Here is a 22,478-nt window from a genome sequence, read left to right as displayed (position 1 = left end):
CCGTCTCTGTACGCAGCTCACTCACCCCGCACGGCACGACTTCGGGCAACCCGAAAGCCGATGTCACCAGTGAGCGTTTCGGGGCGGGCCGACATATACCGGAACGCCACCGTCGTCCTCTCGGCAGTTGTGTACCATGAGCCACCGCGAATGATTTTGAAAGTGCCCGTATCAGGCCCCCTGGGGTTCACCTGGAAGGCCCGGGAGTATCGAGCAGCCCAGTCGTTCACCCACTCAAAAATGTTACCTATGACATTGTACAAGCCATAATTATTGGGTTCAAATGACACAACGGGTGCCGTCCGCGGCCTGAATTGGCCGTATATGGGGTGGAATCCGGTCGTTTGACTGGCGTCATACCAAACATTCGTGCGACTCTGGTAGTCGGCTCGTTCATGACTGATGAATTCACTGTCACTCCAGGAAAAGCGACGCCCTTCATATCCCCCACGCGCCGCGCATTCCCACTCCGCTTCGGTCGGCAGCCGGTAGCCTCCTTTCGCAAAGTCGCAACTCCATGTGTTCATGTCGTAACATGGCTCGAGTCCCTCCTTCATGCTGCGCAATTGGCAATACCAGACCGCACCGTACCAGCTTACATATCCAACTGGATACACTTCACGTCCTGCACGCACCTGAAATTGCTTCCCGTCGAAAGCGATCTCAGAATCGTAACGATTCAGGGCGAACAGGTTGGTTCCCCTCGAGTCGACGACCAGGTCGCCTTCGACCCGGATCAGTCCCTGCTCCAGTCCCCACTGGAGCACGTCGGCAAACTCCCCGTTGCTCACCTCGGTCGTCTGCATCCAGAAGGGATCGATCCAGACGGGGTGTACGTCTCTTGCCTCGTTATGATCGTTTAGAACATCTCCCATGAGGAAAAGACCGCCGGGCACGAGGGAAAAGCCCGGCGGAATGCGGTCCGCACGCACGGCAACCCGCAGCGTACCGTTCGTTGCGATGCCCTTTGACCACGGTTCCCATGACTGCTCATTCAATTTCCTGGTCCTTTGGACCCAGTACATCGTGCCCTGCGGAAGTGTGCAAATAATCTGCTCCATGTCCACATCCCACCGGATCAGCACGGGGGCCGCATTTGTGCTTTCTATCCTGAGAAACTGTTGCGGCTGGCCGTGCCCGTTGATCTCAACCGCCAGCACCCACGCCGCTGACATACACAGGAGCGTCCGCCTCATCGATCGACCCCTGCCTTCATCGTTCGACATTCGTTGCGTTGTTCCTGCAACACCATCCACCTTGACCTCGCACGCACCCATAAACGAAGGCCTTTGCCCTGAGATCCTCCTCGCAGATATCCAGAATGTCTTCATCGCACACCACGTGGTTATGCAGTGCGCTCTCATACGCTCGAACAACAGGGCATCCGCCTCTGCCGCGTTTGTAGCCCTCCTATGCGCCGAGCGTCTGCAATGCCGTGCACACAGTGCACGCCATCAGGCGAGTACGCTGCATAAGCCCGCGGAGGGCCTCACCATGCGTCATTGTCGTTCTCCCATGTTCTGCGCATCCTGGCCCTCGTCAAGTACGGGGCAGCGCTCGGGTTTCCGGCACGCTTCCGCCACGCCCCTTTTCGGCCAGTTCCAACCCGCCCGCTCGCGACGAATAGAGGTGCAGAAGCATCCGAAGCTTCTCCTTTGGCTGCACATCCCAGACCACAAGCAGCCACAGGACTTCCCACGCAGACGAGCGAGCCCCACTCAGAAAGTCGTGCACAAAGCGCCGATTGGAGCCTTCTCCTCGCTGTGTTCAACAGGCAGTTGGCGCTCGAGGCAATCTTATGCGACAACCACTGGCGGCCGCGCTCAAAGAAGCCCCGTCAAAGGATGCTGCTACTGTTTCACCGTATCCTGAATGCGCCTGAGGCTGCGGGGAGGTCGAGGCTTTGCCTCCCCCATGCGCGTCAGATGATCTCCCACTCTGTAGGTTTTGGTCAGCGAACCCCTCAGCCCGAGATCGTTCACCACTGTAAGCTTCACCGGCCAGTCTCCGCCTCGAACGAACAGGTGTTCGGCAACCGGATGGACCGTTCTTAGCGTGGTGCCGTCACCGAAATCCCACTCGTAAGCCATGATCCTTCGCCCCTCACCACCAGGCCACGCCAGTCCCGCATCGAACCTGGCCCGAACCGGAACCGGTCCAAGGTAGGGCGGAGTGCGGTACGGACGCATCACCCGGCCCCGCCGCGTCGGGCTCTCTGCCAGCCAGACCGGATCGTAAGCTTCCCTTCCTGGCTCGAACCACCCTGTGGGCTCAACCACCCGGAAGTGCGCCACAGGCGCTTGCGCCGTCCGATCATACACACCAAGCGCCCCGCCGCCCACCAGGGCTCCAAGTGAATTCGGCAGCACCTTCAAACCATCGTCGTCCGTGAATGGTATATCGTCCTCACCATCGGGATCCTCGGGGTTCACAAAGCCGGGATCTCCCCCGTTGACGCCGTTCGGCTCGTTGAATCCAATCTTTGCCGCAAAGCCTGTCACCTCCGCTGAGCAGACCATGTTAGAGTCTACAACAAAGCTCACCACGTTGGTGCTCAGACCATACCATCCCGAGTTTCGATACAGCCACGGGGAACCGCACTCCACAAAAAGGTTATGTTTGATGACATAGTTCGTTTGGGCCGGGGGTCGCCCGCCCAGGGAGAGCGGATGTCCGGTGTCGAACGCACAGCGGTAAAATGTGTTGCTGATCCACTGCATCCCATCGCGTCCACCTGAAAAGTGCATGGAGATACCGATGAAAACATTGTTACGGTATACAATTCCGTACGTCTCCGTCTGCCCGTCGTCCACGCGGCCCATCTGGTTGTCCAGGTTCTCGAACCAGTTCCATTCAACCACAACGTTCGTTCGCGTCTGCAAATTGTCCGCAGATTCTCCTCGAATCATCGAAACCTGATAGTCGTACCACCCCGTCCCAGCTGGATGGATCAGACGCCCGAGTTCTTCCGGGCTGTAGTAAAGAAGGTTGGGAGAATGCCGCACGATATTGCTACGGATGACAAGATCACTGCCATCAAAAGCGAGAAAATAGAACGACAGCAGCTTTGTGGCGACGTTGTTTTCGATGATTGTGCCCCGGCTGGTCACACTCATTGCATGCCCCATCCAGTTTGAGAACACATTTCCCACGATGTGGGCGCGTTCTGCGCCTTTGCCGCCGGAACGGACGAAAAGGATCCCGTACAAACCCGCGCCACCCGGTCGGATCACCGCCCAGTAATTGGAACCGTGATCCGGCAGGAATCGCTGTCCGGCCTGGTTCGTCAACCACATCGTGGTCGCCGTGTTACTTGCCACGATCCATGCGGTGTCGTGGTTTGTGTACCAAAGCCCGTCCAGTCCGCTTGCCCCGAGGTAGATGCGACTTCCCGGACGAAAGCCTGCAGCGATAAAGTCGCTTCCTTCGCTTATTACTGCATTTTCTGTGTGATCGAAGCGGAAGTCATGGCCGATTACGTAAGGAGCATCCGAGATCCAGCAGTTCGAGATCACACAGAAGTGGGCACCTGGCTCGACCCTTATGGCCGCACCCCACACGTTATTGATCCCGGAATAGCCGCTGAGCCGAAGGCCAACCAGCTGGACGTGTGCACCTCCGATTCGAAAGGCCCGCAGGATGGCGCCATGGAGGATGTCCGATCGCCATACGATGGGAGCATCAGGAGTCCCGGAGGATGTCTCGTACACATGCTCATCGTACTCTCCCGGTCGCACGACGACTGTATCGCCCGCTTCCGTCCAACGCGCAGCCTGGGCAAGGGTCCTCCACGGCCTGGCGCTGCTTCCCTCCCATTCGTCATTTCCATCGGGTGCCACGTAAAAAACAGCTCCCTGAACGGTCAACTGGATCCCGGTCGTCAGCGCAATAAAAAGCGCCCGCGTGCTTGCGCCGGCCACCGCTCGGATCAAAAGCGTGGGCCCAATCTGCCTTTGGCAGCCGCTGGATTCTCCGGTCCTTCGCATGGCCTTCGAAGTTTCCCACAAGAACGTCGTGCCTGTGACGTCTTGTCAGCCTCTCTTACCCTACTTTACGATTCGTAATCCAGACGGCGGCACTGGCCTTGTGGTCGTCACGGCGGCATAGGGTCCAATGTCCCAGACCCCTGCGCGCCGGCGCCCCAATGCGTCAGTCTGAAACCATTTGCTCAAATTCGTTCCAGCGCCAACCAGAGGGCTCTCTGGCATGAGCTCGAACCGCCATGCGGCAAGGTCCACGAACCCGGGGTCCCCCCCATTGATTCCGTGTGGCTCCCACCAGTACATGGACACCCAGTCCCATCCCCTCGGATCTCCGACCGATCGCATTTGAGGGTCTATACGAACGGGCTTGAATCCGCTCTTCGCAACAAAATTGTAGTCCGCCGCCACGTTTACAAGGTTGGTCGCAAATCCATACCAGCCCACGTTTGTCCGGGCGTCACCACAATCGATGAAGACATTGTTGAACACCAAGGCTCCATGGGCCGAGTCATAAAGCCTCAACCACACGACGGCGTCACCGACGGCGACGTATTCACGTTCAGCGTTTGCTACAAACCGTTCTCCAGCACGGTATGGACGGCCCTCGTAAACAATGTAGCCCGTCCCATCGCCAGAACCGTTGGTCCGCACGACGTATTCAAGACCCGCTACCAGAGAGCCGGGAGGGGCATTGCTGATGTCATAACCGCGGGAACCGAAATTGAGTGCATGACCACCATTGGTTGTGTTGCAGCGCAGGAATAAATTGTTGAAATACTTCACCTCTGGAATGGTGCAGCTCGCCTGCAACGCGATGTCGATGAATACGTTGTTTCGAAATGTCCAGTCTCGAATCACGTCGGACAGACGGTCGGAGCTAAGCTGGGTCAACTGGCCCGACCAGACTCCTATCACCCAGTTCCCGTCGATCACATGACCCATGCTCCCATGGCCGTTGTTTCCAAACGTTTGAATAAAGTCGGGGTGGTTGTTCACACCCGGTAAAGGGAAGTTGTTGGAACACAGGTTTGCTGCGATTATGTTGGATCTCCCGAACAGCCTGAAGAAGTCCACCACCGCGCCATCCAGGAGACGATTGCCATAAATGACATTCCCGTCCCCCATCACGGTCACCATGGGGTTCCCAATGGAGCGCCGTATCACATTGCTGATCAGCAGGTTGTAGCTCGCAGCGTCAGCTCCAAACGGTTTCGTTGCCGGTCCTCGCCAGGAAACTGCATAGACGTCACGGGTAAATGCCGGATCAATGACGTTGTTCGATGCCACGCAGTAATGGGCGCCTCGCTCGAAATACAGCAGGGCACGGTACCGATTGGTCATGCCGCTCAGCGTGAGGTTTTGCACATGTACGTACGGGTGCGCGAGGGTCAAGCTCCACAACACGGCCTTGCCCTGTCCGTCAATCACCAAAGGCGCTTCCGGTGAGCCGCCGCGCGCGGTCGTGACAATTTCTGTGTAAACACCGGGTGCCAGAAGGACAACATCTCCCGCTTGTGCCCGGTCAAGCGCACTCTGCACGCTGGCCAGAGGTGCGCCAGCACTACCGTCGCCGGTGGCTGCGCCATCGGGACTGACATGGATAATGCGCGCTTGCACCATACTCAGCGTCAGAATCCCCAGCCCCAGGATGCTCCAGTGTCTCGAAAATTGACGTTCCTTCTTCATCCATCCCCCGTATTCGGCTTCCTTCCCGCGCCCTCGATTCATGTTCTTGTCTTCAAGCACCAGGCATACGGACTGCGTTGGGCCTGCGGTGACCGGGCCAGCCAGCATGGAGAATCAGCCTTTTGTCCCGCATCTTGTCTTGCCCCTCTCCTTGAAGAGCATGTGTCATGCCAGCCCGGAAATCTTGGGCCCATCCGCCTCGCGGTCATCGTTCAGCCGGCCACCGCTCTGGCGCGCCAAGACGCTCAAGCCATTCCCCCGCCCGAACGAAGCTTCCTCCACGTCCTTGTGTTACTCCACCTTCCCTGTCAAAGACGGGAGGAACCCCTCTCCTGTGTACCATGAGCTTGCCCATGCTTGGACCGCGCCAGCACGGATCAGATGCGCGGCTGGGCACTTGATGGGCGGATAATTCTGCTTCGCCGGTCCTCACCGGTCATTTGGGCAGTCAGCCACCAGGGACTTGGCCATTTCGGCTGTCATACGGCGGCCCACTGTCAGCCCCCACGCCTGATCAGGCGATCGCGCCACTGCCGCTTGATGACCCGAACCCAGTGCGAGTCAGCGAGCAGTGCCCGCCCCGCTCGATTGAGGGCGTCAACCGTCCGAAGGTAGGCAGCCAAAAGCCGGCTGCGCGCCCTTTTGCCAAACAATACCACGTCGGCCTCCTCCCACGACTCCGTCGCAAACCTCTCCTTGTAGTCGGCCTGCCCCAACCCAAAGTCCAGACGATTGACACCCTCTTCAGCCAAGCGATCCGTAAGCCACAGGAAAAGGAGAGTGCCCGCCTCATAGGATCGCATATCAGGCGTATAACCCGTTGAACCCGAATAATATGTGTCTCTCCAAACTGTGCCCTGCCAAAAGGCTCTTGCTTCTCCCCGGATCTTGAGGAGAGCGACCCTGAGCGTTCCTCTGGACTCCAGCAACCGGAACCGTTCCCGCGTAAAAGGACCATCAATGAAGCCAGCCCCCAACCGCCGCTGATAGGTAGTACGCGCAACTGCCTCGAGCTCCTCACACAACTGGTCCACATTTATTTGACTGTCGTACCACACCCACTGGACCTGTCCTTTGCATTCGTCCTCAAGCCTCCGTTGGCGTCCCTTCAGCCACGACCGGTGCTTCGAGCGCAGGCGTCGCAGCAGAAATCCGGGCGTATGCTCAATGGTCATCGCATAGTGCTTCGACCATCGAGGCTCGAGAGCTCCGAGAGACCCGGACGGCCACCGGCCGAAGGCGTCCCAAAGCGCAACTTGCGTCCTTGATATGCCATGCAGCCGGATGAAATCACAGATTCCATCGTCAAGGAGCCTGGAAAAGCACGCAATCACCTTCTCTGCTTTGGCGCCGTCCCACGCACCGAGTAGTCCTCCATAAACCACCGTCCAGACCCGGGCCTTCACCGGCACGAGCCTCGCATACCCCAGCCGCGGCACATGCCGAATGTCTTCGAGACGGCCGGCACAAAAAGCTGTCCACTCGCCGCCCTGCTGGAAGCCGAGCGCCAAAGGTGAGATTACTTCGGCCCGCCGGTCGCAAACAAACAGGTAATGGTCCAACGAGCTGTTCGGATGCACTTCTAAGCTGCGCCAGGCTTCAGCAACCCGATCGAACTCCTCCTTACGGCGGAGTGTCACAACCTTTTGCTCGTCCCTGTCAGAGCAACCCATCATACCTTTTTTATGCTTTCACGGGCTTCGCCACCCGAGCTCATCGGTCCGTATCTGAGGGAGTTGGACCGCCAGGGCGACTCCCTCGTTGCCGCAATGCACAGCCGCGCCCGCATCTCGACTCCCAAGGCCGAATTCCCTCCAACCCCGTCACTCCCTTCAACGGGCAATCGGGCCGGCCATCTTTCCAAGCAGCTCGCTGCACAAGAAGCCCTAGGTTGACCAGTCGAACTGCCAAGCAGCCAGCCGGAAGGCGGCCGCTTGATGTTCAACTCAGTTTTTGAACTGTACCGTGGTCGCCCTGTACATGGGCGGTCCCCAGCCCCGCCGCAAGTTCCTCATTCTCCCTCGCACAAGGAATCCCTTCGGCTTCTACCGCCTTGAACCCGGAGGCGCATATTGCCAGTGTCATGACAAGGAACATCACACTTTGGTCAAAGTAGGCAACCGATATACAAGTTGCAGCGTGGGCAAACAGGCTGCAGCCGACGCACCACCAGAAGAACGGCTTGCCTGAGGGATGCGACTCTTCCAGCTTAACGAGCCTGCCAACGTACCGAAATCCAGCCCACAGGATGGAGATGAACAGCACGATTAACAGCACGCCACCTCTGACGCCCTGGGCCAGGTAATGGTTGGTGATATCCGCGTGGTTCTCACTCCAAGGAACGCCGTACGGCATCCAGTGGCGCGTATAGTCCGTACCTCCGAGCCACCACTCCGGAAGATGCTCGAGCGCCTTGCGGATGAGTTCTGCTCGGTGCCACCCCGTGCTCCCCCCAGCAAGATCAATGCGGGCGATGATGTAATATGCAGGTGCCTTCATCACCAGATCGAGCAGAATGTAGCCAACCACAGCGGCGACGCGCATCTGACGGGTCAGGTGCCGCCAGCGCCAGAGCAACAGCGCAAGCATGGCCACCAGCAGGCTGGCCAGAGGTCCGCTCGAGGCGGAGGTCAACACCATGATCCCGCAGGCGCACATTCCCACCCGCGCCTGCCACGGCCGTTCTCTCCACAGAGCAACCATCAACGGCGTGCAGACGGCGCCTACGGTGCCCGCGAGAATGGCATGCGCGAAGGGCCCTTGCGACCGGAGGCGGCCATTGCGGATCGCTGGCTCCTCCGGCACACCGCCAAACAGCGAGAACCAATTATGACGGGTAAACTGTTCGTTCAGCATCTCAAGCGCGACCGGCACAAGCACCACAGCAAGGACCTGCGTCAAGCGGACGACATCCTCCCGCCCATGTACGAATACGCGGAAAAGGATGTACGCACCTGCGATGTTGAACACCATGCCGGCATGGTTGATGAAGGTGTCAGAAGGAGATTCATGAAAAACACTCGCTGCCAAGGCCCAGCCGCCCCACGCAGCGAACAGATGGTCCATGCCCGACCATCCACCGGCAGCACGTTCGCGCCGCACCAGGACCCGCACAAGGCCGGCCAAGAGGACAAGCCTCATGACGTGAAGATTCAAGCCGGCCAGTTCTGTGCCCTGTCCCAGGGTCATGTAGCAGGCGGTGGCCAGAAGGGGCACGGGAGCCCATTGCCGCGGCAATGACCAGATCGCCGCCACGGCAACCAACAGGAACAGCAAGGCCAGCGGGGTCATGGGGTGGCGGAGAGAAGATTCGCCCCGTTCGGCGGCACGGCTTCCCGGGGTGGCGGGGTCGGCCGGGCGGGCACGGCCGCCTCGCGACCGTGCCAGGCCCAATCCCACAGCAGTCGCGTGCGCGCTCGCGCGTGTTGGAGGCGCGCCCGCAGTCCCGGGGAAGGCAGAATCGCGGCCAGCGTGAGGCCCAACCAGCGCAGCCCCGCAGCCGTGCCCACCAGCAGCCGATACCGCCGCGCGGCTGATCTGCCCTGATGCTTTTCAATGAGTTGCTCGACGGAGCGTTGTTTCATCAGCACGGAGAACCCGGATGGTGCACGCTGGCTGGCACCGCCGCAGGCATGAACGATGGCACAGCCAGCATCGTAGTAAAGTTCCCATCCGGCCCGCCGGACGGATTCCGACAAGTCCACGTCCTCGGCGTACATGAAGTACCGCTCGTCGAACCAGCCGACGGCGTCGAGGACGTCTCTACGGGCCAGGAGAAAACCTCCGTAAAGCTTGCGGACCGGACCACTTTTGCACGGATCGTGACAGAGCCAGGGAGAAAACCAACGGCGCAACACACCGGGCACGAGGAGCTCCCAGAACGCCCTCCCCGGCGTCGGAAACCACTGCAAACCCAGCTGCTGCACGGTTCCGTCCGGATAACGCATCTGGCAGCCGAGCATGCCCACACGCGGGCGGGCAAGGAGCGAACGTACGGCCTTTTCCAGAGTGTCCGGGAACAGTTCCGTGTCGGGGTTGAGGAAAAGGACCAGCGGGGTATCCACCCATGGACGGGCATGGTTGTTGCCGCGTCCGAAGCCCAGGTTGGCACCGGTATTGACCACGTGAAATTCGGGAAACTCAGCGGTCGCGCGCTCCCGGCTACCGTCCACCGAGTCATTGTCCACCACGATCACCTTGACCGGAAAGCTGGTCCGGCTCGCTCGAACGGAGTGGAGGCATCGAAGCAGCTTCTCCCCTGCGTTCCAGTTGACGATGACGATGGTAAGGGCGGTGGTGCCCTCACCCGGCTGCAGAAAACCTCCCGCTGTGTGCTGTTTCTCCATGACGGGGACGTCTCCCTAGCGCCGCAGGCGGTGCAGCAGCTTCCGGATTCTCTCGGCCCAGTGAAGCAACCGGCGAGCGGATTCCGAAGGTGCGGCTTCGAACCTCCCCAATTGCCGGACCTCCGAACCTCCCATGCCGGCCTTGAAGTGGTAAACCCCCGGATTTCCCTCGGGGTTGATCCCGCCCAGGTCGTAGAACCGGCAGCCCTGCGCCTTGAGGAATTCCATCATCCGCCATTGAAGGAGGTAGGAAGCCTTGCTCTTGAGCCCGGCCTCGCCGGTGGCCCCCAGGAGGTAGATGCCCGTGTTTCCAACATCGGTGACCACAAGGGCCGCATGAGGCTGATCGCCATGCAGGGCAAGCGCCACACGCAGCTTCTCGGAGGGCTCGAGGTGCTCCTGCATCTGGCGAAAGTCGCGAACGTTCACGGTCGTATCGAAGCGTTTTCGGGCCATCATTTCCTCGTAGAGGACCATGAATCGGTCGAAAAGTTCCGTGTCGTTTCCCTCCACGACCCGGAGTGGATTGCGCGACGCAGCATTCAGTTGGTTGCGCCACTTGCCGTCGAGACGCTTGCGCACGATTTCGAGGGGTGGATCCAGGTCCACCCGGGCCGTACGGTAGACCGCTTGGGGGGCATGCTCGAGAAATCCCAGCTCTCCCAGGATTTGCCGGGCCGGACCCGCGGGGGCGTCCTCACGAAAGATGTTGGGGATCACTCGCAACACCCAGCCACGGCGGAACACAAACTCTTCCCGAAGCAGCTCCAGTGCGGCACGAAATGCCTCCGCGTCCCACGAACCGTCCTTCCGATGCACGCACGGGCCCCAACGCACATATGCCATCCCCCACCAACGCCCGATCCGCGCCGTGCGTATCTGCGCGATGGCCCGGACCGCGCCGTCCTGGCGGATACAAAGGTGGACCAGGTTGCGCTCACCCCAACTCACGGCACCGTAGGCGTGGGTTTGATAGAAGTTCCCATCCGCAAACTGGGAAAGCAGAGCGCACCATTGCGCGGACGGAAGCGGCTTCCATGGCGCCGGTCCGTCGGCCAGGGGCACTGCGCGCTCACCCATGGTGGTTGGGAGGTTCATGGACTCTTCAGGAGCACGGCGTTGGATGTCGCCGCTTCACGGCCCAACGGTAGCATCCCCTGACTTTCATTCGGAACTCCAGGGGACTGTCCGTGGGCTCGACCGCCACCCTGCCCACCACGGGGGGCAGCGGACCGCCGTTCAGACAGGCGGGCTCGATGCCGAAAAACCGCCTGTATCCGATCGCTTCTGCGGTCCGAAGCACCGTCTCGTTCCAGTCGCCGTGGGGGAAGCTCAACAATTCCACCGGTCGCTGGATCAAATCTTCCAGGGCCACCTTGGAATCGGACAACTCGCGCTTCAGGTCCTCCGGTCCCAGTCGGGTCAGCCGGGGGTGCGTGACCGTGTGAGATCCCAGGGTGACTCCCGGCAGGCGTGCCAGGATTCTGAGCTGGTCCGCAGACATGACTCGCTCATTCCAAAACGGATGATCCGGGGACCGAACCCAGCACGGGCGCCGGCCCAAACAGCCCGTGGGCACGAAGATGGTAAAGGGCAGGCGGTGCTTTTCCAACTCGGGAACCGCGTTCTCCAGCACGGATACGTATGCGTCGTCGAAGCTGATTCCAACCCACCGATCCGCCCGGGGTAGGGAGCGATCCAGCGACCATGGCTGTGCAGATTCCGCCAGGATGTCCATTTGCTCCGCGAACCGCTTTCGGGCCGGGGCCGGGACGGCGTGATAATACAAAACCACTCCCTGCCCGGGACGACTCATGCCCAGTCGATCGGACAGGCTGACGCACAGGCTGAGTGTCAGCTTGGCGAAGCGCCGGAACATGGGCGGTATTGCCACCAGAGCTTGAGGGTCAGGATGGCCACGAACAGAAAGCACTTTTCCGGCGGAAATCGTGAGGGCCGATCCGGGAGAGTTTTCCAACCGGTAACCCTGAGAATCAGGTCATGGATATCCGGACCAGCCGTCCGCCAGTGGGTATCCAAGCTCGGGCTGTGCCGGTAGTAGTGCGTCCAGTTGGGCCAGGAACCGTCGGAACTCAACGAGCCGCGGAGGCTTCTAAGCTTGCGTTTCACCCGCAGCCACTGCCAGCTCAGATTCTCGAGCCATGGCGGGGCGTGGACGGCCACACCGGTGTTGGCGTCGGGGACGTCCCTCACCGGGCTGCCGGCAAGCAATCGCCGCGCGGTGCGGAGGAAGAGGTCACGGTTGAGCTTGAACCGCGAAGGCACGCTCCGGTAGACGCGTAATACGCCGAGGTCGGTGACCGGAGGAGACCAAGCCGTGTACCGTTGGGGAACCAGGCGCTGCTGGTTGTCGCCCTCGTGGTAGAGGGGAAAGGTACGGAGGGCTTCGATGCGAAACAAGGATTCGTCATCCTGTCGCTCCCGGAGCTCGGGGGGGAATCTTGTTTCCCAGCGCTGCCAAACCTGGCGCGCAAGCGGGGTGTCAAATCTCCAGTGTTGGAAATAGAATTCGTGCCGGTACGGTGCCAGGGTCTCCCGGCCGTCCCAAGCCCGGAGGCGGCGGTTGAGCGGGAGTCCCTTGAAGAGGTAATCGCAATAACAGCCGGTGAGCAGCGTGGTCGTCCCCCAGTTGGGAAGAGAGTCGAGAATCCCCAGAAAATGGTTGTTGGCAAAGGTGCCCATGCCACCTGCGATGCGCACGCCTTTGGGCGCGTTTTCGCCGTAGTAATCCGGCGGCCGTTGCAGCGGTTTGAACTCCGCACCCGCGGCCTGCGCAATGGCCCGAGCGATGTGGAGCTCGCGGTTGGGTGCATCGTAACACGTGAAGGCCACCGCCCGTGCGGGTTCAGGCGTACAGGCCAGGATGAGCCGTGAGTCCAACCCCCCGCTGAGGGCGATCGCCGGACGGCCGAGACGCGGCAGGGTCCTGCGACGGACGGCCGTCTTCCATGCCTCCGCTAGCTTTTCAGCGCAGGCTTCCACGTCCGGTCGGGGATCCGGATCGTACTCCAGGTTGAAATAGCGACGGGAAAGCATCCGGCCGGTTCGCAGTTGCCATGTGAACACCATGCCGGATTCGCACGCTTGAATGCCCTGGTAGTACGTGTAAGGCGGCGTCACCATGCTGGTTTGCACGAATTCCGCCAGGGAAACCTCGTCGAGCCGATGGGTTCGATCCACGGCGCCCGCCAGCACATCGGGATGAGAAGCCCATACGGGGTATCCATCCGAGGAACACCAGAAGACGGGAAAGCAACCGGCGGGATCGGTCCGGAGATGAAACGTCTGGGAATCGGCATCGTACAACAGGATTGCGCAGTTGCCGCTCAGGTCATCCCAGGCTTGTGTCCCGGCGGCCCGGTAGCGGCCGAGGACGGCACGGGCAGCCCATCCGGAGCCGGTACCGCCGCTGCACTCCTTTTCGGCGCGAGCCCACTCCTCCTCTTCCAGGGCAAGGAAACCGGTCACGGCGCACAAGGTCCCGTCCGGGTCCTGCGCCGGTGCCCACACCGGGTCGGGTTCCGACCATGTCGCGATCAGGCGGAACTGCGGTCGGTCCCAGACTTGCACCCGCAGCCGATCCGACCACCGCAGCATACCGGCAACATCATGCGAAGGACGGCGTTCGGGCGGCCGCGTGTCGAGCAGGAAGTCCGGCATGAGAACTGCCAAAGAGAGCGCTTTTCCCGGGGGCCGCCGCCGGTCGTCAATGGGCGGCAGAGTTCATTTCCGATCCGGTTCCTGCGGCTGTGGAGAATGGGGCGCGGTCCGGTTGCAGCCGGGCGAGTCGTTTCGACCACAGGCTGCTCCGGAAGCACAAATGATCGAGCTGTTGCCGCCACACAAACTGCCGGAATGCAGGGTCCTCGACCCGTGGGAAATGCTTCAGGTATCCGCTGAGATAGCCCCAGCCCAGCGCCAGGGCTGAACCCGACCACGGGCACCGGAGGAAACGCCGGAAGCACTTCGCCAACATGAACAGCGGATGATACCGAGCCACGTAGTTGGCCAGCCCGTTTTTGACCCAGTTTTGCCACCGACCATCCGCGCTTCCCGTCTCCTTGAGCTGCTCCACCATGAGTTCCGGGAAGGTTCGCGTACGCCATCCACGCATGTTGGCCATGAGTTCATCCACCGTGTCCCATCCAGGGAGTCGGATCAGCCCGCCGATCTCCTCCCAGCAGGCCCGCCGGTAGATCTTGGTCGCGCCGCGGACGTGAAACGCGGGGTCGTCCGCCGCCTCGGCCACCAGCCGGCCGTCCACACGGCGGCAGATCAGTCCGCCGCCAATCCCCAGCTTTGGATCCTCCTCGAAGTGCCGCAGACAACGCTCGAAATAATCGGGTTCGAATGCCAGGTCGCCGTCCAGCTTCACCAGATAATCCCAGTCCAGATCCGCCACCAGAGCACAGCCTTCGTGAAACGCATCCATGACGCCCGCGCCCGGAAGCCTGTGTCCCCGGTCCGGGCGGTGCAAAGCACGGATCCACTCATGGTCCCGCGCAGCCCGGTCCGCGATCGTCCCGGTCTCATCCGTGGAACCGTCATCCACGATGATCCAACGAAGCGGCCGTCGTGTCTGCGCCACCATCGAGGCGATGGTACGCGGAAATCTTTCGGCCTCGTTCCGGACCGGGGTGATGACGACGTAGTCAGCCATGAAGGCAAAGCATGCGAGGCGTGCGTGGTTCGGTCCCGGGCGTTCTGTCCAACCCGGCGGCCCTTTTCGAACCACCACGCCGCAGGCGGCGCATCCACGCCTGTGCACTCCCCGCCCAGTCATAGGCGCCATGAAGCTTGGCGGAGAACAAGCACAAATCGTCGGCGTCGTTGACGGGGAGGCGGGGCAGCGTCCACGGGTTGTCCGCGATCGTGGCGCGGCCCACACGCGTCGTGACCCCGCTTTCATACCCTGCCGTCCGGAGCGCCTCCGCCAACCACGCCACGTAGTCCGGATCTTCCTGGGGAAACGCGTACGGATGCGCGAAAGAACCGACGCGAACTCCCAGACGGTCTTCGAGGGTCTGCCTGCACGCCCGGATTTGCGCGAGGCGATCCGCCGGCGCCAACCGTGGCAGTTCGGGATGGTTCACAGTGTGCCCGCCGATTTCGACGCCGGCCGCCGCCAGCCCGGCCAGTTCCGACCATGTGAGACACGGTCGTCCGGCCGCTCCCGGCACGCCCGAGGTCCCCGCCGGGCGGAACGGCTGCGGTTGCTCACCCACGAAGCCCGTAGCCACATAAATCGTGGCCCGAAAACCGTGCCTCTGCAGGACGGGCCAGGCATTGGCGTAAAAATCCCGAAATCCGTCGTCGAAGGTGATCGCAACCGGTCTTCCGGCCGGGGGTTCCTCCGGGCCCCGGGACTTTTCGGCCCGTCCCTGCAGCCAGGCCAGGCCCTCGCTCAAGGTCACGCCCCGCCAGCCATTTCCGGCCAGCCATTGCATTTGCTCGGCGAATCGCGCCGGGCGCGTGCAAAGCCGGTAATAGGCGGGCACGCCGGGTTCCGGGTCCTCCGAGATGCTGTGGTACATGAGGATGGGGAGCACCCGGTGCCGTTCGGTTCGATCCACCGGCGCCCGGCCCCGCCGGTACAGCGACGCCACACACAGTGTGATCAGGCGATCCCAGCGCATGAGAACGGCACCGAAAGCATCTCACTCACCGGGAAGACTCCGGGCCCGCAGGCGAACCATCGGGCCACCGGGGACGGTGCCCCTCCCGCGGGCCGAATCGGCCCGCCAAGAGCTTCTGGCAGGACGGCGTCCCCCGCCGGTCCGTCGTACCACAGAGACACCATCAGAATGCCTTCTTATTTAACCACAAAGGCACGGAGAACACGGAGAATAACACAGAGGATTTTTCCTTTTCCTTTTCTCTGTGAACTCTGTGTCTCCGTGGTTTTTATCACCTCTTCTCTGCGTCTCTGCGGTTTGAACCACGGAGGCACGCAGAACCGGAAAAAGAGCACAATGAGCCGGCATCACGGTTGCCTCATGGAGTTCAGGGAGCTCTCCGCCTGTCCTGCTGGTGGGGGTGTACGGTCCGGAAAATGGAACTCCCTGCGTTGCGAATCGGACCGCCCGCAGAGGCGGTTGACCAACGCCAGGTAATCGTGCTTTTTGACCTCCCAGCTCTCGGCCCGGGCGTAGGCCAGGGCGCGTTCGACCCGGCGGCGCGTCCCCTCGATGTCTTCCAGCACCTCGACCACGGCCGCGGCCAGCGCCCGGGGATCGCCGGACGGGAAGAACCGGACGAGGTCATCGCCGAAATAGTAGCGGTCTATACGGGTTTCCGAGGCCACCACAGGCACGCCGAGGGCCATGAACTCCATGATCTTTGTGCTGTAGGCTTCGTTGCCGAAGGAGTCGGCCCGTTTGGGAACCACGCCAACGTCTGCCTCGGCCATAATGCGGGCGATTTCCTGGACGGGTACGGGCGGGTGGAATCGAACCGCGCCGTCCAGTCCGAGGGAGCGGGCCAGTGCCTCCCATGTCTCGCGCATCGGACCGTCGCCATAGATGTGGAGTTCGGCTCCGGGGAAGCGCCGGCGGATTTCCGGCAGGGCGCGGATGGCGATGTCCAGGCCCTGATGTTCCTGCAGCCCGCCGGGAAAGATCAAAACGGGGGCATCGCCGGGCTGGCGGGCCGTGCGGAGCTCGGGCCGGAACACGTTCAGGTTCACATGATTCACGAAAACCGACGAGCGATCCGCAGTGCCGGTGCGTGCGACATAGGTGGCGTGCCAGAGGTGGTTGCTGACGATGATGTGATCGGCACAGGCGGCCGAGAGACGCTCGATCCAACACAAAAAGCGAAAAAGGAGCGAGCGATCGCTGTAACCGAACCGGCCGCAGAAGAACTCGGGCAGGATGTCGTGAATGTCGAGGATGACGCGCGCGCCGCGCAGTCTCGGATACAGGGCGGTCCAGACCAGGGAGTCCGGCACGTTGTGAACGTGGATGAGGTCGTACGGACGCCGCCGGTGCTCGCGCGTGAGGTGGACGGCGGCCTTGCAGAAGAATGCCAGGGTGCTTTTGAGGATCGGCCATGGGCTCTTTTCCCGCTTGCTGAAACGGTCGTGGAGCCGGTGGAGACGAACCCCGTTGAGTGTGTCTGAGCGCGGGAGGTCAGGGTCCGATCGAAGCCCCAGCACCTCGACCTCGTGCCCCGCCTCGGTCAGGGCCTCGGCGTAGCGAATGATGCGGTTGTCACGGCGGTAAACCGAATGGGTGACCATGGCCACGCGGAACGGCCGGCGATGTCGCGGCGGCTCGGACAGGGATCGGACGTAACGGGCCACGTCCCTGGGCAGTGCGTGCCAATACTTGCCGGCATATGCTTCCCTCACGTGCGAAAGGAGCTGGACGTAGTACTCCACCGGATAGGTGAAGGGGTCCTCCGGTTCGCCGGGAAATCGGAGATAATCGGGATGGACGTTGACCAGCACCATGCCGCCGTGACGGGCAATCCAATCGAGTTTGCGCAGCCAGATTTCCGGAGAACGTTCTTCCAACAGGAGGAACAGGGTGGAGTCCTGAACCAGCGTGTACGGGAGTTCCACGTAACCGCTGCGAGTACGATTGGCGGCGCCCGCGGAGGCGTCGGCCGGTGCAGGGACCCAGAAGGGAAAGATCATGCCGGCGCCGTCGGGCATCGGTTCGAATGGGTCGGTATCGAACGTGGAGGCGTCGTAGAGGATGTCCAGCTCGTGAAGCCACTCAAGCCGGCGCAACATGAAACCGGCGCGGAAGCCGACGGCGTTCCATTCCCGCAGATAGCGGTTGATCCGGACGGCGGCCTGCTGGAAATGCTGTCGGCTGCGGAACAGGTGACCGTCGTGGTGCAGGTCGTGCACACCCACCTCGAAGCCGTTGCGGTCGAGCCTGTCACGCAACATCGGCGAGAGGTGGTATTCACCTTCCGGGATGAAGTTGAAGGAGGAACGGAAGCCGAGCTGGCGTTCCAGTTCCATCAAGCGTTCGCACCGGCCGATGCCGTCGAAACCCTCGACGTCGTGGGTGAGGACGAAGGCAAACTCTTTGCCGTAGGGCCAGCCGGGCCAACCTTCGGGTGGTTTTTCCGAGCCGGGGAGGATGGGCCAGCAATCGGACATGCGCCGGAGCTGGCGCCGGCTGTACCAGCGCCGCAGGCGCATCCTCACGCCGTACGGCAGCAGCGGCTTAACGGCATACCAGAAGCGGTTCCGTAACATGAGTTCAGGCGCTCAACACGGGTGCCGCGTTCATGTTCGGGAGCGACGGCCTACCCGCTGGTCCGGCAAACCACGGAGACAGGGAGTTTTCCCCGGAGACACAGAAAAACCTTCCATTAAAAACCACGGAGGCACAGAGGACACGGAGAGAAAAGACAGGGATTGTGTTTCTTCCTTTCTCTGGAACCATGGCGTCTCCCGGGTCCCGGACCATGTCCGCCAGCAGAAAGTGCTGCCCTGCCACCAAGCTCCGGTCGGTCAGATCAGGTGGCGGACATTGCCACCGGGCCGATTTTCATGAAAGTCCGTTTCTTCTTCTCTGTGGAATCTGCCTGTGGTCTTTGCGCCCCTGTCGGCGGCAGATTGGAACCACGGAGGCACGGAGGCACACACAGAGACCGTTTGGCCTGATGCATTCTTTTGATGCTGCGCGTTTGTGCTTGTCTTCTGACCTTCAAAGCTGCCCGTGCGTTTCGTGTCCACCGTCCTGGCATCCGTTCGTCCGCGCTGGATCTTCAGGAACAGCTCCGGCCCTCAGCCCGCACTGCTGCTGCGACCCTCTTTCCCTTTCATCTCTGTGACTTCTCTCTGTGCCCTCCGTACTTGATCAAGGTCGTCCTCTCTGCGTCTCTGTGGTGAATCCGGCACCCGGGCGAACGAAAGACAGGCTCCGCCCCCGTCAATTCGCAGGTCTCCCTGCGATTGACCCTTTCCCGTCACATTTTCCTCTCTCATTGGCCGCTCGGCGCGCTTGTGCGCGGTGGCCATTGGCTGTCGCCGGGCGCTTGCGGCGCCCGGCATCACGGAGGATCGCGCACAGGCCGGCCCGATCCGTTGAACATCGCGGCCGCCACCGCTGCGGCCCCAGGGATGGCTCAGAGCTCCTGTCTGAGCCGCTCCGGGACGTAGTCCCGTTTCTTGTTCAACACGGCGGTGACGTTCGCCTTGGATTCCTGCAAAAGTGCGTGGGCGCGGCGGGCCAGGTCCTGGCCGGTTCGTTCCCCTTCCAAAACCATCAGCACCATGTCCATGTAACCGGCCAATCGGGCGGTGATGGTGGTCTGGGAAACCGGCGGCATGTCGAAGATGATGTAGTCGAACTGGCTGGCCTTCATCTTGGGCACCAGATTGGCGAACCGCCGGGGCAGGACGCGCGGGAGTTTCTGGTCGTTGGTTGCGGCTGCCGATACGACGTACAGGTTGTCCTGGACAAGGGCGTGGTCGGCCTGCCCCTCCTCGATGGCTTCCAACAGGCCCACGACCGGTTTCCCGTGTTGGAACTGCCGGGTGGCGCCGCCGTCCACGTTCATGTCGACCAACAAAACGTTGCCGTCGCCGGTCTCGGACAGGGAGGCGGCCAGACCGGCCGCCAGGGTGCTGACGCCTGCGCCCTCGTGGCAGCTGGTCACCGCCACGAGTTTGGGTTTGTGGGTCATGTTGCGGACCTCGAAGTAGGTCACGATCCGGTCGCGCAACCCGTCGAACCAGGGTCGGAGCGGGTCCTTCTCCGACCAGACGGTCAGAGCGCCGCCGCCCGTGCCGGCGGGCACCGGCGGCTGTGCCGCGGCGCCGTTGCCGCCGGACGGCGCCATGGGCCGGTGACCGTTACCGGCCGGTTTGAGTGCGTCGGGCCCGCGCCGCCTGCGCTTGAGATAGGGAATGCTGACCAGCAGGGGCAGACGCAGGTTTCGTTCGATGTCCACCGGCCTGCGGATCGCCATGCTGAAGAGTTTCTCCAGGGCGAAGGCGAGGGCCAGTCCGAGTCCCAGGCCACCGCCCAGACAGAGTGCCATCGGCTTGGCGAATTCGAAGAAATCGCGGGCTGCCGGCGAGGGCGACTGGACGATGCTGATGTTGGTGATCTTTCCGGGACCGAGGGACTCTTCCACGCGCGCCTTTTCCAGCGTGGCGGAGTAATACCGAAGGTTGGCCTCGTCGAGCTCACGGCGCCGTTCGAGCTCGACCAGGCGCGGTTCCACGGCGGCGATGCGGTTGGCGTCGTCAGTGACACGGGCGATCTGGTTGGAGTAGACGGCCAGTTTGGCCTCCAGCGACAGGACGCGGGCCACGGCCTGGGCCAGGTCGTTTGTGTCGGCAGGGGCCGACGACGGCACGACGGGCGTCGCGAGGAGTTCCGGGTGTTCCTGTTCGAGAGCGCGTTTGCGGGCATCTGCATCGGCGATTTGTTCGCGGATGCGGCGGATGAAGGGGTGTTCCGGGCCGAACCGCAGCAGCAGTTCGCTTTCGCGCCGGCGATAGGCGTCCAGCTCCGCCACGGCGGTCCGGTACTGCCCGGCGATCTCCGGCGGGACGGCGGAGGCGTTGGTGACGGTGGCCAGGGCGTTGGTACCGACGGTACCCAGCAGGTGGTTGAGGGCGGCGCGGTGCTCGGCCAGTTGGGCCTCGGCGGTCAAGAGTTCCGAACGGAGTCGGGCCAACTCGGCCAATGTGGCAGCCTTGGCATCGGCGAGGGAAATGATGCCCGCTTCGGCTTTGAGGCGTTTGATTTCCTCCTCCGTCTGGGCCAGGCGGGCGCGGATCTGGTCGGCCTGTTGGGCGAAGAAATCGTCGAGCACGCCGATGCCCTGATGGATGCTGACGTGCTTGTCGAGGTAGGTTTTCAACAGGGTGTCGAGGACCTGCCGGGCGATCACCGGATCGGGGTGCCGGTAGCGGACGAGGATGATGTTGCTGCGCCGGGGGACGTCCACGGTGAGCCCGCGCCGGATCTGGGCGGCGGCGCGGATGCGATCCTCGCCGCCGCCGAAGCCGGCCAGGATGTTGCGCGGCCCGACGGCGTCGGCGACCTGCAGTGCCAGGTCCAGGCTGGTGAGGATTTCGATCTCGGAATTGATGATGTTTTCGCCCCGGCTGTCGGGGGTTTTGATGTCCGAATCATCGGTCTTGGTCAGGGCCGGACGGTTTTCGAGGATGTAACGGACCAGGATCTTGGCCTCGGTGACGTAGGAGGGCGGGTTGCGGAAGTAGATGAATGCGGCGGCGCCCAAGCCGAGCAGGAAGCAGAAGAGGATCTTCCACTTGTGGCGGAAGAACATGTACATCAGGTCAGCCGCGTTCAGCCCCGTGGAAGGGCTGGCGTGCACGGGCCGTGCCTGAACTGGAATCGGGTCGCTCATAGGTTTCTCGTTTTTCTACGCGTCAGCCTCATGCTCTTCTTATCGGTCAATCCATGTGAGGGTAAAGCACCTGCCCCGCCCAACGCAGCCATGGCAGGGGGAGCCGGCGAAAGATCATTGTGTGGAGTCCTTCGGTGCGATCCGCCTTCGGGAGGGACCGGCCGGTGACGGGGTCGAGACAGTAGACCGGCAGCAGTTCTTCCCGGCCGCCCAGGCCGGTCTTGAACCTGCGGAGCCCCTCGTTGCCCGGAGAGGTACGACCGAGATGCAGCCGGGTGCAGTCACGGAGCGAATAATAGCGCATGGCGGTCCACATCGCCAGATTGTTGGGGCGCCATTGCTGGGCGTTCATGTCGGAAGCGCCGAACTTGTACACCGCCTCCCGCCCGAAGTGCAGGAAAACCGCTCCGGCAACCACGGTTTGATCTTTCCGCACCAGAAGGACGATGCCCCGGTCTTCCTGAACGACGTGGCGTGCGAGGTTCTCGAAGAATCGCCAGGGCTGCGGGGGCAGGCCGTGCCGGCGCCGGGTGAGGGTGTGCAACTGGTAGTAGGCGGCCATGGCGGTCTCGCTGGTGGAAATTTCCACCCGCAGGCCGCTGCTTTCGGCCTTTCGCAGGTTGCGGCGGGCAGCGCTGTCCATGCGGGCCCGCATGGCCTCCGGACCGCCGGTGAGGTCCACCGTGTGGGCAAGGAACCGGAGGGAGGGTTCGACCTCGGGCAGGAGGAACCCCGGCTGGCGCAGTTCCACGTGCCGCCAGTTGCGGTTTCTGGCCAGTTCCAGGAGGGCCGGCAGCAGGCGCGCCGGCGCAAGCGGATCGGTGCGCAGACATGCGCAGAAATCCGTGAACGGGAGGCTGACGCCGCGCCGGCCGGTCCAGCGGCTGCGGACCTCCATCAGGGGCAGGCACAGCTGCGGCTGGTTCCCCGCTTCAAGCCACAAGTAGGCGGGCCGGTGGCCGTAGGTGTGGTGCAGGACGCGGCACCAGGCGCGCGTGTGGAAGATGCCGGCCTCGGGGAAGCCCGCCAGACGGGCGTCCCAGTCGGGGTCGTCCAGCGGATTGACGACGCGCAGTTCCGGCGCCAGCCC

The 22,478-nt window shown here is 62.3% G+C and carries 14 protein-coding genes; all 14 read right to left on the bottom strand.

Translation table 11 applies throughout. The features are described from left to right. Positions 1-17: 17 nt before the first annotated feature. Positions 18-1,175, bottom strand: coding sequence for a formylglycine-generating enzyme family protein (locus ACPDIX_RS13465; protein WP_423432324.1), 1,158 nt, complete (start codon positions 1,173-1,175; stop codon positions 18-20). A gap of 675 nt (positions 1,176-1,850) precedes the next feature. Then, on the bottom strand, positions 1,851-3,986 hold the full coding sequence (locus ACPDIX_RS13460; protein WP_423432323.1) for a PKD domain-containing protein: 2,136 nt from the start codon (positions 3,984-3,986) through the stop codon (positions 1,851-1,853). A 60-nt stretch (positions 3,987-4,046) separates the two neighbouring features. Next, positions 4,047-5,669, bottom strand: coding sequence for a hypothetical protein (locus tag ACPDIX_RS13455; protein ID WP_423432322.1), 1,623 nt, complete (start codon positions 5,667-5,669; stop codon positions 4,047-4,049). A 497-nt stretch (positions 5,670-6,166) separates the two neighbouring features. Next, positions 6,167-7,345: a GNAT family N-acetyltransferase gene (locus ACPDIX_RS13450; protein WP_423432321.1), complete on the bottom strand. Its 1,179-nt coding sequence runs from the start codon at positions 7,343-7,345 to the stop codon at positions 6,167-6,169. Positions 7,346-7,610: 265 nt separating this feature from the next. Further along, a complete protein-coding gene (locus ACPDIX_RS13445) occupies positions 7,611-8,960 on the bottom strand; it encodes a hypothetical protein (protein ID WP_423432320.1) in 1,350 nt (449 codons plus the stop codon). Beyond that, a complete protein-coding gene (locus ACPDIX_RS13440) occupies positions 8,957-10,015 on the bottom strand; it encodes a glycosyltransferase family 2 protein (RefSeq protein WP_423432319.1) in 1,059 nt (352 codons plus the stop codon). The genes ACPDIX_RS13445 and ACPDIX_RS13440 overlap by 4 nt, the downstream gene beginning before the upstream one ends. 15 nt (positions 10,016-10,030) lie before the next feature. After that, entirely contained in the window at positions 10,031-11,095 is a 1,065-nt protein-coding gene (locus ACPDIX_RS13435) for a lipid II:glycine glycyltransferase FemX (protein ID WP_423432318.1), read from the bottom strand. Positions 11,096-11,120: 25 nt separating this feature from the next. After that, positions 11,121-11,894, bottom strand: a complete 774-nt coding sequence (locus tag ACPDIX_RS13430; protein ID WP_423432317.1) for a polysaccharide deacetylase family protein — start codon at positions 11,892-11,894, stop codon at positions 11,121-11,123. Next, a complete protein-coding gene (locus ACPDIX_RS13425; protein WP_423432316.1) occupies positions 11,870-13,696 on the bottom strand; it encodes an asparagine synthase-related protein in 1,827 nt (608 codons plus the stop codon). The genes ACPDIX_RS13430 and ACPDIX_RS13425 overlap by 25 nt, the downstream gene beginning before the upstream one ends. A gap of 46 nt (positions 13,697-13,742) precedes the next feature. Further along, the gene (locus ACPDIX_RS13420) at positions 13,743-14,696 is read right to left on the bottom strand and encodes a glycosyltransferase (RefSeq protein WP_423432315.1); all 954 of its coding nucleotides are present in this window, start codon (positions 14,694-14,696) and stop codon (positions 13,743-13,745) included. Continuing rightward, entirely contained in the window at positions 14,689-15,672 is a 984-nt protein-coding gene (locus ACPDIX_RS13415; protein ID WP_423432314.1) for a polysaccharide deacetylase family protein, read from the bottom strand. The genes ACPDIX_RS13420 and ACPDIX_RS13415 overlap by 8 nt, the downstream gene beginning before the upstream one ends. 347 nt (positions 15,673-16,019) lie before the next feature. Next, positions 16,020-18,251, bottom strand: coding sequence for a glycosyltransferase (locus ACPDIX_RS13410; RefSeq protein ID WP_423432313.1), 2,232 nt, complete (start codon positions 18,249-18,251; stop codon positions 16,020-16,022). Positions 18,252-19,126: 875 nt separating this feature from the next. Further along, entirely contained in the window at positions 19,127-21,388 is a 2,262-nt protein-coding gene (locus ACPDIX_RS13405; protein ID WP_423432312.1) for an exopolysaccharide transport family protein, read from the bottom strand. 46 nt (positions 21,389-21,434) lie between these two features. Further along, a partial coding sequence (locus tag ACPDIX_RS13400) for a lipid II:glycine glycyltransferase FemX (protein ID WP_423432311.1) occupies positions 21,435-22,478 on the bottom strand: 1,044 nt, incomplete at its 5' end.

The organism is Limisphaera sp. 4302-co (assembly GCF_049537155.1).
Lineage (GTDB): Bacteria > Verrucomicrobiota > Verrucomicrobiia > Limisphaerales > Limisphaeraceae > Limisphaera.
This window is presented reverse-complemented; position numbering and strand designations above follow the sequence as displayed.

Bases quoted from the DNA above. Each gene is read 5' to 3' on its own strand.
- ACPDIX_RS13440 (WP_423432319.1), bottom strand. From the start codon at position 10,015: ATGGAGAAACAGCACACAGCGGGAGGTTTTCTGCAGCCGGGTGAGGGC.
- ACPDIX_RS13410 (WP_423432313.1), bottom strand. From the start codon at position 18,251: ATGTTACGGAACCGCTTCTGGTATGCCGTTAAGCCGCTGCTGCCGTAC.
- ACPDIX_RS13435 (WP_423432318.1), bottom strand. From the start codon at position 11,095: ATGGGTGAGCGCGCAGTGCCCCTGGCCGACGGACCGGCGCCATGGAAG.
- ACPDIX_RS13420 (WP_423432315.1), bottom strand. From the start codon at position 14,696: ATGGCTGACTACGTCGTCATCACCCCGGTCCGGAACGAGGCCGAAAGA.
- ACPDIX_RS13455 (WP_423432322.1), bottom strand. From the start codon at position 5,669: ATGAAGAAGGAACGTCAATTTTCGAGACACTGGAGCATCCTGGGGCTG.
- ACPDIX_RS13430 (WP_423432317.1), bottom strand. From the start codon at position 11,894: ATGTTCCGGCGCTTCGCCAAGCTGACACTCAGCCTGTGCGTCAGCCTG.
- ACPDIX_RS13405 (WP_423432312.1), bottom strand. From the start codon at position 21,388: ATGAGCGACCCGATTCCAGTTCAGGCACGGCCCGTGCACGCCAGCCCT.
- ACPDIX_RS13465 (WP_423432324.1), bottom strand. From the start codon at position 1,175: ATGTCAGCGGCGTGGGTGCTGGCGGTTGAGATCAACGGGCACGGCCAG.
- ACPDIX_RS13460 (WP_423432323.1), bottom strand. From the start codon at position 3,986: ATGCGAAGGACCGGAGAATCCAGCGGCTGCCAAAGGCAGATTGGGCCC.
- ACPDIX_RS13415 (WP_423432314.1), bottom strand. From the start codon at position 15,672: ATGCGCTGGGATCGCCTGATCACACTGTGTGTGGCGTCGCTGTACCGG.
- ACPDIX_RS13450 (WP_423432321.1), bottom strand. From the start codon at position 7,345: ATGATGGGTTGCTCTGACAGGGACGAGCAAAAGGTTGTGACACTCCGC.
- ACPDIX_RS13425 (WP_423432316.1), bottom strand. From the start codon at position 13,696: ATGCCGGACTTCCTGCTCGACACGCGGCCGCCCGAACGCCGTCCTTCG.
- ACPDIX_RS13445 (WP_423432320.1), bottom strand. From the start codon at position 8,960: ATGACCCCGCTGGCCTTGCTGTTCCTGTTGGTTGCCGTGGCGGCGATC.